The sequence below is a fragment of the Alkalibacterium gilvum genome, assembly GCF_900109085.1.
Classification (GTDB): Bacteria; Bacillota; Bacilli; order Lactobacillales; family Carnobacteriaceae_A; genus Alkalibacterium; species Alkalibacterium gilvum.
This window is the reverse complement of the sequence record NZ_FNYW01000018.1, coordinates 26,794-38,370: the sequence shown is the minus strand read 5'-3', so window position 1 is coordinate 38,370 and position 11,577 is coordinate 26,794. Positions and strand designations below refer to the sequence as shown.

Annotated in this window: 12 protein-coding genes; all 12 read left to right on the top strand. The window is 36.4% G+C overall.

Annotated elements, in window-relative coordinates:
- A partial coding sequence (locus BMX83_RS05910) for a transposase (RefSeq protein ID WP_143059494.1) occupies window positions 1-241 on the top strand: 241 nt, incomplete at its 5' end.
- A gap of 200 nt (window positions 242-441) precedes the next feature.
- Complete coding sequence (rfbA, locus tag BMX83_RS05905) at window positions 442-1,311, top strand: glucose-1-phosphate thymidylyltransferase RfbA (protein ID WP_091634671.1); 870 nt, start codon at window positions 442-444, stop codon at window positions 1,309-1,311.
- A gap of 11 nt (window positions 1,312-1,322) precedes the next feature.
- Window positions 1,323-1,895 (top strand): dTDP-4-dehydrorhamnose 3,5-epimerase, encoded by a 573-nt coding sequence (gene rfbC, locus BMX83_RS05900; protein ID WP_091634668.1) that lies wholly within the window; start codon window positions 1,323-1,325, stop codon window positions 1,893-1,895.
- Complete coding sequence (gene rfbB / locus BMX83_RS05895; RefSeq protein WP_091634664.1) at window positions 1,892-2,872, top strand: dTDP-glucose 4,6-dehydratase; 981 nt, start codon at window positions 1,892-1,894, stop codon at window positions 2,870-2,872. Before rfbC ends, rfbB begins: the two co-directional genes overlap by 4 nt.
- A gap of 62 nt (window positions 2,873-2,934) precedes the next feature.
- A complete protein-coding gene (gene rfbD / locus BMX83_RS05890; RefSeq protein WP_091634661.1) occupies window positions 2,935-3,777 on the top strand; it encodes a dTDP-4-dehydrorhamnose reductase in 843 nt (280 codons plus the stop codon).
- Between the two features lie 83 nt (window positions 3,778-3,860).
- Window positions 3,861-4,835, top strand: coding sequence for an LCP family glycopolymer transferase (locus tag BMX83_RS05885; RefSeq protein WP_091634658.1), 975 nt, complete (start codon window positions 3,861-3,863; stop codon window positions 4,833-4,835).
- A gap of 103 nt (window positions 4,836-4,938) precedes the next feature.
- On the top strand, window positions 4,939-6,108 hold the full coding sequence (locus BMX83_RS05880; RefSeq protein ID WP_091634676.1) for a nucleotide sugar dehydrogenase: 1,170 nt from the start codon (window positions 4,939-4,941) through the stop codon (window positions 6,106-6,108).
- A gap of 24 nt (window positions 6,109-6,132) precedes the next feature.
- A complete protein-coding gene (locus tag BMX83_RS05875) occupies window positions 6,133-7,266 on the top strand; it encodes a glycosyltransferase family 4 protein (RefSeq protein ID WP_091634655.1) in 1,134 nt (377 codons plus the stop codon).
- Between the two features lie 62 nt (window positions 7,267-7,328).
- Window positions 7,329-8,426: a non-hydrolyzing UDP-N-acetylglucosamine 2-epimerase gene (gene wecB / locus BMX83_RS05870; protein ID WP_091634652.1), complete on the top strand. Its 1,098-nt coding sequence runs from the start codon at window positions 7,329-7,331 to the stop codon at window positions 8,424-8,426.
- A 22-nt stretch (window positions 8,427-8,448) separates the two neighbouring features.
- Window positions 8,449-9,678: a nucleotide sugar dehydrogenase gene (locus BMX83_RS05865; RefSeq protein ID WP_091634649.1), complete on the top strand. Its 1,230-nt coding sequence runs from the start codon at window positions 8,449-8,451 to the stop codon at window positions 9,676-9,678.
- 433 nt (window positions 9,679-10,111) lie between these two features.
- Window positions 10,112-10,855: a YveK family protein gene (locus BMX83_RS05860; protein WP_091634646.1), complete on the top strand. Its 744-nt coding sequence runs from the start codon at window positions 10,112-10,114 to the stop codon at window positions 10,853-10,855.
- 15 nt (window positions 10,856-10,870) lie between these two features.
- On the top strand, window positions 10,871-11,575 hold the full coding sequence (locus tag BMX83_RS05855; RefSeq protein ID WP_091634643.1) for a CpsD/CapB family tyrosine-protein kinase: 705 nt from the start codon (window positions 10,871-10,873) through the stop codon (window positions 11,573-11,575).
- The last annotated feature ends 2 nt before the right edge of the window (window positions 11,576-11,577 follow it).

Sequence of the window (11,577 nt, the reverse complement as noted above, 5' to 3'; positions counted from 1 at the left end):
ATACCTGGGTTCCATAGAGAATTCTTGTAAGTACACCTTGTCCAATGGACACCTTGAAGGCATTAACAATAAAATTAAAACAATCAAACGAAGTGGTTATGGTTATCGTAATTTTAGTCATTTGAGGGCACGCATTCTAATTAGTTTTAAATTGAAAGAAAAGACCGAGAAAGAAATCAGACCCTTAACTTTTGAAGAAGAAAAAGTGATCAACAAACAATTAAATACTAAAGTCGCATAAAAAAAGGTAGAAAGCATTTAAGCTTTCTACCTCGGAAATCTCTGACCAACACGATTTGACAAAGAACCAATTTTCTTTAGTTGGTTTTTTACATAGTGAGAAGCTTCTCATTACTGAAAAATCTATTTGTATATTAAAACGTAGTATATTACAATTGAACTAATGAAATCACAGCAATTAAAATGAATGGACGTGTTTAAATGAAAGGGATTATATTAGCGGGAGGAAGTGGAACACGATTGTATCCACTGACTAAAGCAGTCTCTAAACAACTTATGCCAATATACGATAAACCCATGATTTACTATCCGCTGTCTGTATTGATGCTGGCAGGTATAAAAGAAGTTTTGATTATATCTACACCACAAGATACCCCACGGTTTGAAGAGCTATTAGGCGATGGTTCTGATTTAGGGTTGACACTGGAATATGCTATACAAGAAAAACCGGAGGGCTTGGCACAGGCATTCATTATCGGTGAAGATTTTATCGAAGATGAATCTGTGTGTCTGGTTCTAGGTGACAATATCTATTACGGCGGAGGGTTATCTCAAATGCTCCAGCGGGCGGCAACCAAAGAAAAGGGCGCAACAGTTTTTGGTTACCATGTCTCGGATCCTGAACGATTTGGTGTTGTCGAGTTTGATGATGAAAAGCAAGCCATATCAATAGAAGAAAAGCCGACTGAACCTAAAAGCTCATATGCTGTCACAGGGCTTTATTTTTATGATAATCAAGTTGTAGAAATAGCTAAACAGATCAAACCTTCTGAACGAGGAGAACTAGAAATTACTGATATCAATCAGGCGTATTTAGACAAAGGTGAGCTTGAAGTAGAACTTTTGGGCCGAGGTTTTGCCTGGCTGGATACCGGTACGCATGAATCTCTTTTAGAAGCAGGACAGTTTATCGAAACAGTTGAGAAACGTCAAAACATGAAAATCGCTTGTTTGGAAGAAATCGCCTGGCGTATGGGGTATATTTCATCTGAGCAACTAGAAGTTCTCGCACAACCACTGAAGAAAAACGAGTACGGACAGTATTTGTTACGATTAGTAGATAACCAGTAAAGGAGAGACCAATGAAAGTTATTGAAACACATTTAAAAGATGCAAAAATCATTGAAACTGATGTGCACGGGGACCATCGTGGCTTCTTTACTGAAAGTTACAATAAAGAGAGATTCAATGCATTCGGTATAGAAAATAATTTTATACAGGATAATCATTCCCTATCCGTTGAACCTGGCGTATTAAGAGGGCTTCATTTTCAGATCCCTCCGAAATCTCAGACCAAGTTGATCCGAGCCACTACCGGTGTTATTTACGATGTCATTGTGGATTTAAGAAAAGGTTCTCCGACATATAAACAGTGGGAAGGATTTATACTCAGTGAATACAATCATCGTCAGTTACTTGTACCTAAAGGGTTTGCTCACGGGTTCGTGACATTAACCCCTAACTGCAATGTCCAGTATAAAGTAGATGCTCCTTATTCTACAGAACATGACGGTGGAATCATATTCGATGATCCATCACTGGGTATAGACTGGGCGATCGACACAGATAAAGCAATTTTATCGGAGAAAGACAAACAGCATCCGACATTAGATGAATGGGATAATCCATTCGTATGGGAGGGACAGTCAAAATGAATATTTTAGTAACCGGAGGAGCCGGTTTTATAGGTAGTAATTATGTACATTATCTATTGGATAATGAGAAGGATGCAACAGTTGTAAACTTGGATCTTTTGACCTATGCAGGAAATAAACACAATTTAGATGATATTAAAGACAATGAGCGTCACCATTTTGTGAAAGGTAATATTACGAATACTGAACTTGTTAGATATTTGATTGGAAAATTTAAAGTCACCCAAATTGTAAACTTCGCAGCTGAATCACATGTTGACCGGAGTATTTTGAATCCAGACGTGTTCATCGAGACGAACGTTAAAGGGACCTTAAATTTACTTAACTGTGCCAAAGAGCTTGGTATTGAAAAATTTGTTCAAGTATCAACAGATGAGGTATATGGAAGTTTGGGGCCGGAAGGCTACTTCACAGAGGAAACACCACTTGCACCAAACAGCCCATACTCAGCAAGCAAGGCAAGTGCGGATATGCTTGTCCGTTCTTACAATGAAACATATGGAATGGATGTCAATATTACACGGTGCTCAAACAATTATGGACCATATCATTTTCCTGAAAAGTTGATCCCTTTGATGATCACAAACGCAATGGATGGAAAAAAGTTACCGATATACGGTGATGGAAAAAATATTAGAGACTGGCTGCACGTCAAGGATCACTGTCAGGCGATTCATTTGGTATTGACTAAAGGACGAAGTGGAGAAATATATAATGTCGGGGGTCACAACGAACGAACAAATAATGAAATCGTTAATTTAATCGTTGATAAATTGAATGTTTCAAAAGAGTCTATCACCTATGTCGATGATCGATTAGGACATGATAAACGCTATGCCATCGATCCAACAAAGCTTGAAAATAAATTGGGATGGAAACCAGAGTATACATTCGATACCGGTATAGAAGAAACAATTGAATGGTATAAAAATAATGAAAATTGGTGGCGTCCATTAAAGAAAAGAGCACAACTGTAAATTTTTAAAAAAAGTCAGCAGATGCTGACTTTTTTCGAGTGTAAAGTAGAAAGGAAGAGTGTATGAAAGTATTGATTACAGGAGCATCAGGACAACTGGGCAGAGAACTTCAGAAATATTTAAAAGAAATAAATATACGCTTTATGGCTTATGATTCAGATGATATGAATATTTTGAATAAAGAAAAAATTAATCAACGTTTCAAAGAAGATAAACCGACGGTTGTTTTTCATTGTGCTGCCTACACCGCTGTTGATAAAGCCGAAGAAGAAAAAGAGATAAACTGGTCTGTGAATGTTGACGGGACGCGCAATGTAGCAGAAATGTGTAAAAGATATAATCTTCCTCTTATTTATATCAGCACAGATTATATTTTTGATGGGCAAACAAATGATGAGTTTAAAGTAGACAGCAAGGCAAATCCATTAAACGAATATGGTAAAGCAAAATTAGCAGGAGAACATATCGTAGAAGAAACGCTTGAGGAATATTACATTATCCGGACATCTTGGGTATATGGTGAATTTGGCAATAATTTTGTATACACAATGAAAAAATTAGCGCTGAGCCATAATGAACTGACGGTTATAAGTGATCAAATCGGAAGACCGACCTGGACACGCACGCTAGCTGAATTTATGCTCTATCTTGTAATGACGTCTCAAGAATATGGGTGCTATCATCTATCTAACGACGGGACTAGTTCTTGGTATACCTTTGCAAAAGAAATACTAAAAGAAGACAATATATCCATTAAACCTATAGAATCAGAAAATTACCCGCAAAAAGCTGAAAGGCCTAAACATTCTGTTCTAGATTTATCAAAAACACGAGCGACTGGATTTAAGATCCCTCATTGGAAAGATGCGTTAAATGAATTTATGTTGAATGATAAAATTTTATAAAAAAGTCACAAAGTTTTAAATCTTTTAAATTTAATTCTGGTATAATAGTTAAAGTATTTTAAAAACCAGAAAGTTGGAGAATTATGTCAAAGCAAACACGTTCAAATAGAAACAAAACAAAAAATAAAAAATCGACTGGTAAAAGAGTTTTATCTATCCTATTGCTACTTGTATTGCTGCTAACTGCTGCAGGTGGATATACTGTCTGGAAAGTATGGAGTGACTTACAAAGCACGACCGACGAAATGTATGAAGATGTTTCAGACCGAGACGAACATACTGCCCGTCAGACAAAACCTGTAGATGTCAATAAAGGTGAAGATCCTTTTTCTGTTCTTTTGCTTGGCATCGATAGTGATGGCGAGACCGTCGAGCATGGGCGTTCCGATACGATGATGCTCGTAACCGTTAACCCTAACAGTAACAAGACAAGTATTTTAAGTATTCCAAGAGACACATATACAGAAATTATTGGTAGAGGAACAAAAGATAAAATCAATCATGCTCATGCATTTGGCAAAGCCAGTATGGCGATGGATTCAGTTCAGAATTTATTGGACGTACCTGTAGATTATTATCTATCTGTAAACATGGAAAGTATGCAGCAGTTTGTTGATGCAGTTGGAGGGATAACAGTGGTACCGCCACTTTCGTTTAGCCAAGAACAGTATCAGTTTGTTGAGGGAGAACCCACGCATATGGATGGATCTAAAGCACTCGCATATACACGTATGCGAAAAAAAGATCCAAACGGAGACTATGGTCGTCAATTTCGTCAACGTCAGATTATTGAAGGAGCTATGAAGAGTGTAGCATCTCTAGACTCAATAATGAATTACCAAAGCATACTGTCTACTATGGGGAATACAATGAAAACGAATATGAGTTTCGAAGAGATGCAAGATTTATTCAGCAATTATCGAGGCGCTGCAAAAACAATTGAGCAGAACCAACTTTCCGGAAATGGAACAATGTTGAATGGCGTCTACTATGAAATAATACCGGATCAGGAATTGGCTCGTGTACGGAATGATTTGAATAATGAATTAGAATTATAGATAGTTAAAAGAGCATTTTAGTTCATTGGATGCTCTTTTTTAAATTGTAGTAAAGTGCATAAAGTGGTACACTAAAAAGGATGAAAAAGAGAGGATGGTCAAATTGAATATTACAGTTGTAGGAATGGGCTATGTAGGCTTATCCAATGCAATTTTATTAGCACAGAATCATTCAGTCAGAGCTTTAGAAGTCATTGAAGAAAAGGTACTGTTGATCAATGAAAAGAAATCCCCGATTGTGGACAAAGAAATTTCCGAATATTTAGAAAACAAAGAGTTAGATTTAAAAGCGACAGGAAGCAAAGAAGAAGCTTACGGGCATAATCCTGAATTTGTCATTATCGCTGCACCAACAAACTATGATTCCAAAACAAATTATTTTGATACGTCAGCCGTCGAAGCTGTGATCGAGGATGTATTGGAATACACGCCAGACTCAGTGATAATCGTCAAGTCAACTGTACCGGTTGGGTACACAGAAAACATGAGAAAGAAATATAATACAGATAACATTGTTTTCTCCCCAGAGTTTTTACGCGAAGGTCGCGCACTATATGACAACTTGCATCCTAGCCGTGTAATTGTTGGAGACACTTCTGAGAAAGCAAAAAAATTTGCAGACCTTCTGGTAGAAGGTGCTATCGATTCAGACGTTCCTTTTTTATTGATGGATTCAACGGAGGCAGAAGCTGTTAAGCTCTTCGCAAACACGTATCTTGCACTACGTGTGGCGTATTTTAATGAGCTGGATACCTACGCAGAGGTTCACAGTCTAGATACACAATCCATTATAGATGGTGTCTCACTTGACCCTCGCATTGGAGATCATTACAATAATCCTTCATTCGGTTACGGAGGCTATTGTTTGCCGAAAGATACAAAACAACTGTTAGCAAATTACGACAAAGTACCAAATAATTTGATTCAAGCTATTGTCGATGCAAACCGAACAAGGAAAGATTTTATCGCTGAACAGATTATTTCAAAAAAACCAGAAAAAGTAGGAATATACAGATTAGTGATGAAATCTGGGTCAGATAATTTCCGTCAAAGTGCAATCCAAGGAATTATGAAACGCATCAAAGCAAAGGGAATCGAAGTGGTTGTCTACGAACCCGTACTAAAAGAAAAAACGTTTTATAGTTCACAAGTAAATAATGACCTAAAATTGTTTAAAGCAGAAGCTGATGTGATAATAGCAAATAGATTGACTGAGGATATAACGGATGTCAAAGAAAAAGTGTATACCCGAGATCTTTATAACGATAATTAATAACATTTAATAAGAGGGGCATATATGAAAGTTTGTATAACGAGAAATGACGAAGCGGATATGAATGCTTCAGTGTTACGAGTAGCCACTGCATTGAGCGAAGTGACTGACGATATCTGTTTGCTCACTCGCAGTCGATATAATAAAGAAAATCATATAACACTAAAAAAACTTGAAATCGGGCATCATACTTTTGATAACTACGAGATGTCAATTAAAGGAAAGCCTGCTGGAGGCTTGAAAAATCTATTTCAATTGATTCAACTTGAAATAAAAACCTTTCGATGGTTCATATCTAATCGTAAAAAATATGATATCATTCATGCTTTTGATTTAGATATGGGACTGCCTGCAATGGTTACTAACTTTCTTTTTAAAAAGAGCTATGTCTACCATATTGCAGATTTTTACGTCGATAGTCGTAATGGATTACCCGGTTTCATTAAACCCTTAGTGAGAAAATTAGAACAAGGGGTCATTAATAATGCTGATAGTGTGATAATTTGTACTCAAGAACGTAAAGAACAGATAAAGGGAAGTCATCCAAAGCAATTGAGTGTCATTCACAACACACCTATACTATCAAAAAAGCTCGAAGAAACTATTGAATCAACAGAAGAATCTTTTAATGGTAAAATAACCTTTACTTACGTTGGCAGTCTAACAAAACGTCGATTTATTAAAGAGGTTGTGGATGTGATAAGCAAAGAGACCCGTGCGGAATTGATTATTGCAGGAACTGGAGAGCTTGCGGACTATGTGCAGGCTATGTCTTTTAAACATCAGAATATAATCTATTTGGGAAAAGTAACCTATGATGAGGCATTAGACTTATACACAAAATCAGATATGATGTTCGCAATATATGATCCTTCCATAGCCAACCATAAATATTCTGCCCCAAATAAAGTATATGAAGCTATGATGACAGGCAATCCAATTATCGTTGCAAAGAACACCGGGATTGATTCAATTGTAATGGAAAATAATATGGGTTTTTCCATTGATTATTCTAAAAGTGCATTTGAAAACTTATTAAAAGAAATGATTGATGGAGAACAGAATTTAACTTTAATGGGAAAGAACGCTAAAGAGGCTTATCCAAATTATTCTTGGTCTGAGATGAAACAAAGAATAAAGGCAATATATAGTGCATGAAAAAATAGTGTTTATTAAGTTTAGGTGTATACTCTTAAAAAATTAATGTTAGGATGTCTTTTATGAAAAAAGTGTTAGTAGTCTTTGGGACTAGACCAGAGGCGATAAAGATGTGTCCTCTAGTACTCGAACTGAAGAAAAGAGAGTCGATCGTGACAGAGGTTTGTGTAACTGGTCAGCATAGAGAAATGTTGGACCAGGTCTTAAATGCATTTGATGTTAAACCGGACTATGACTTATCTATTATGAAAAAAGGACAAACGTTATTTGATGTGACGATTAATATATTAGACAAAATGAAAAGTCTTTTAGAAGAGTCAAAACCTGATATCGTTCTGGTTCACGGTGACACTTCTACAACATTCGTTACAGCATTAGCCTGCTTTTATTTGCAGATCCCTATCGGACATGTAGAGGCTGGTTTAAGAACGTATAATATTTATTCGCCTTATCCTGAGGAATTTAATCGTCAAGCGGTGGGGATAGTATCTCAATTTAATTTTTCTCCAACTAATATATCAAAGAACAATCTGATTAATGAAGAAAAAAAACCAGAAACTATTTATGTTACTGGTAATACAGCTATTGATGCGCTTCAGACTACAGTCAGTAAAGAATACACGCACGAACACTTAGAATGGGCAAAAGATAGCAGGCTTATAATGATTACTGCGCATAGGAGAGAAAATCTGGGTGCACCAATGCGAAACATGTTCAAAGCGATCAAACGCATTATTGATGAGCACGACGACATTAAAGCCATTTATCCTATTCATATGAATCCTGTCGTCAGAGAAGCAGCAAATGAGATTTTTGGCGACACGGACCGTATACGAATGATAGAACCGCTTGAAGTGCTTGACTTCCATAATTTTCTTGCTCAGTCACATTTGATTTTGACGGATAGTGGTGGCATTCAAGAAGAAGCACCAAGCCTAGGAAAACCAGTGTTGGTCATGCGAGATACCACAGAAAGACCCGAGGGCATTGAAGCGGGGACACTTAAACTGGTAGGAACCGAACAAGAAGTCATTTACGACGCGTTTAAAACATTATTGGAAGATAAAGAAGAATACACAAAAATGAGTCAGGCAAGTAATCCTTATGGTGATGGCAAAGCCAGCAAGCGTATTGCGGATATATTGGAAAAAGAGCTATAAAAAATTATTATGAGGTGAAGAAATGGAAAATAAAGTAAATGTGATTGGTCTAGGGTACATAGGTTTACCTACAGCATTGATGATGGCAAAAAACGGAGTCGATATCGTTGGAACAGACATTAACGAGGCACTTATAAGTAAGCTAGCAAATAATGAACTGACCTTTGAGGAAAAAGGGCTGAAAGAGTTATTTAAAGATGCCGTCGACGAGGGAATTACTTTTTCTACGGAATATCAAAAGACAGATATGTACATTGTAGGTGTTCCTACGCCATATGTTTCTGATAACAAAAAACTTGATCCGACCTACGTTCTCACTGCAGTAGAATCTATTCTAAAAAATTGTATGGAAAACACAGTTATTATAATCGAATCAACAATCGCACCCGGAACAATAGATAAATTTGTTCGACCTTTGATAAAGGAAAAAGGCTTCACTATTGGGAAGGATATCCATTTAGTACATGCTCCAGAGCGCATTATTCCTGGTAATATGATTTATGAGTTGGAATACAATTCTCGAACGATTGGTGCAGACGATGTCGAAGTTGGTCAAAAAGTAAAAGATATTTATGCCAGCTTCTGTAAAGGTGAAATCGTTCTTACCGATATACGATCAGCTGAAATGTCTAAAGTGATTGAGAATACCTTTAGAGATGTTAATATTGCGTTTGCTAATGAATTGGCAAAAATCTGCCGGTCTGATGATATGGATGTCTATGAAATTATTCGAATAGCTAATAAGCATCCAAGAGTAAACATTTTACAACCTGGCCCTGGAGTTGGTGGCCACTGCATTTCAGTAGATCCGTGGTTTTTAGTTGGAGACTACCCAGATCTAACCAATTTGATTTTATCAGCTCGAAAAATCAATGATTCCATGCCTGAACACGTATTGAAACGTTTGGGAGATATAATGAATGAGCATAACGTAAAAGATTTAGGTAGAGTAGGGTTATATGGATTAGCCTACAAGGAAAATGTTGATGATACTCGAGAAAGTCCTACACTGCAATTGCTTGATAAAATGCAAGATAATTTAGCTTTTGGGGTCAAAGTCTATGATCCATTCATTAAAGAAAAAATGGTAGAAAATCAAGTCTTCGATTTCGATGAGTTCGTTGACAATACGGATATTATCGTGATCATGCTTGCGCATGATCATTTAAAAGAAAATCTAGGAAAAATTACAGATAAAATTATTTTGGATACTAAAAATCTTTTAGATCCGGAAACGAGTTATAAATTATAAAAGTGATTTTGATGCAGTAAATGCTAAGCCAATTCATTATGAACTGGCTTAGTTAACTATCTTTTAGTTAATATGCTATTATTTTGCTTATAACAACAGTATTCTCTATAGAGAATGATATAAGTCACTAATGTAACATTAGAGTAAATTAATAGAACACAAAAAATAAAACGGAATACGAGAAATAGAAAAACCTTCAAAAACTTTTTAGGAAGTACTGAAGTTTTTTTCTATGAAAATGTTTTGAAGTTACAAAAACTAATCAAATGAGTGTTAATTTTGACCAAAATTTGTCTTTTAAAAGATGACAAAATACTAACTTTTAAATAGATATTAAAATATAGTACTAAATTATGTTATGATTAACCCTGTTATGTAAAGTATAGATAATAAAAAAATGTTAAAGTAATTTAAAGATTTACAGGAGGAAGAAATGGAAGAAGAAATTAGTTTGGTCGAATTATTCGACATATTAAAGAAGAGAATGGCATGGATCATCAATGTAACCTTGCTAGGTGTTTTACTGGCAGCAGTCTACACATTCTTTGTTGCTGTACCCGAGTACAGTTCAACCACACAACTACTCGTCAATCGCACACAACAATCTGAAGTTATTCAGCAATCCGATATTAATACAAATGTCCAGTTGATCAATACATACAAAGATATCTTAAAAAGTCCGGTCGTTTTGGATGAAGTAAGAGATGATTTGAATTTAGAACTCTCGCATTCAGCTTTATCTAACAAAATAGCAATAGCTACGCAAGACAATTCACAGGTATTCAATATTCAAGTGAATGATGGGAATCCTTACGATGCAGCACTTATCGCAAATACCACAGCTTCTGTCTTTCAGAAAACATTACCGGATATCATGAACGTGGATAACGTGTCAGTGATTTCAGAAAGTGTTCCGAATGAAACCCCAATATCTCCAAACAACACATTAAACTTGGCTATTGGTTTAGTACTCGGTGGGATGATAGGTGTTGGCTTAGCCTTCTTATTAGAATTCATGGACAATACTGTTAAAGACGAGACGTTCATTGTTGAAGAGTTAGGCTGGACAAGCTTAGGGATTATTTCAGAAATGACGACAGATGAACTAACCGCTGACGGGAGTCAAGTAAAAGCTGGTAAGTCAAATGAAACACGACGTGTACGTTCACGCGTTTAAAAAGGAGAGCCATATATGTTGTTTAAACGAAAAAAAAATAGAAAAGATATAGATCATCCCAGTCTTGTTGTTGTAAACAAACCCTTATCTGTTATTTCGGAACAGTTTCGTACGATGCGTACTAATATTCAGTTCTCAATGGTAGATGAAGCGATAAGAACATTGGTTGTTACGTCAGCGGGTCCTTCTTCAGGGAAGTCAACGATAGCCGCTAACTTAGCCGCAACCTTTGCTTCAGAAGATAAACGCGTGTTATTGGTGGACTCTGATTTGAGAAAACCAACGGTACATAAAACATTTAAGGTTAGAAACTCTGATGGGCTGACCAGTTTGTTAACCAATAAAGAGACCAAGCTGCAAGATGTTGTTAGCCAAACGAATACTGCTGGCTTATATATTTTGACTAGTGGAGCCATCCCTCCGAATCCGGCTGACTTACTTTCATCCAATCGTATGCAAGAAGTGAAGCGTGAAATGATTGAATATTTTGACATGATCGTTTTTGATACACCCCCTGTACTCGCAGTTACGGATGCGCAAGTAATGGCTACGATAACAGATGGAACGCTTTTTGTTGTCCCACAAGGTCAAGTAAGTAAAGATGAGCTAGTGACAGCGAAAGATACACTTGATAAAGTGAAAGTGAATGTCTTGGGAGCCGTTCTCAATCGTGTAGATAAGTCGAATGATACTTACGCCTACTATTATGGTGAAGAATAACA

Bases quoted from the DNA above. Each gene is read 5' to 3' on its own strand.
- BMX83_RS05865 (WP_091634649.1), top strand. From the start codon at position 8,449: ATGGAAAATAAAGTAAATGTGATTGGTCTAGGGTACATAGGTTTACCT.
- BMX83_RS05855 (WP_091634643.1), top strand. From the start codon at position 10,871: ATGTTGTTTAAACGAAAAAAAAATAGAAAAGATATAGATCATCCCAGT.
- rfbC (WP_091634668.1), top strand. From the start codon at position 1,323: ATGAAAGTTATTGAAACACATTTAAAAGATGCAAAAATCATTGAAACT.
- BMX83_RS05885 (WP_091634658.1), top strand. From the start codon at position 3,861: ATGTCAAAGCAAACACGTTCAAATAGAAACAAAACAAAAAATAAAAAA.
- rfbA (WP_091634671.1), top strand. From the start codon at position 442: ATGAAAGGGATTATATTAGCGGGAGGAAGTGGAACACGATTGTATCCA.
- rfbB (WP_091634664.1), top strand. From the start codon at position 1,892: ATGAATATTTTAGTAACCGGAGGAGCCGGTTTTATAGGTAGTAATTAT.
- wecB (WP_091634652.1), top strand. From the start codon at position 7,329: ATGAAAAAAGTGTTAGTAGTCTTTGGGACTAGACCAGAGGCGATAAAG.
- rfbD (WP_091634661.1), top strand. From the start codon at position 2,935: ATGAAAGTATTGATTACAGGAGCATCAGGACAACTGGGCAGAGAACTT.
- BMX83_RS05875 (WP_091634655.1), top strand. From the start codon at position 6,133: ATGAAAGTTTGTATAACGAGAAATGACGAAGCGGATATGAATGCTTCA.
- BMX83_RS05860 (WP_091634646.1), top strand. From the start codon at position 10,112: ATGGAAGAAGAAATTAGTTTGGTCGAATTATTCGACATATTAAAGAAG.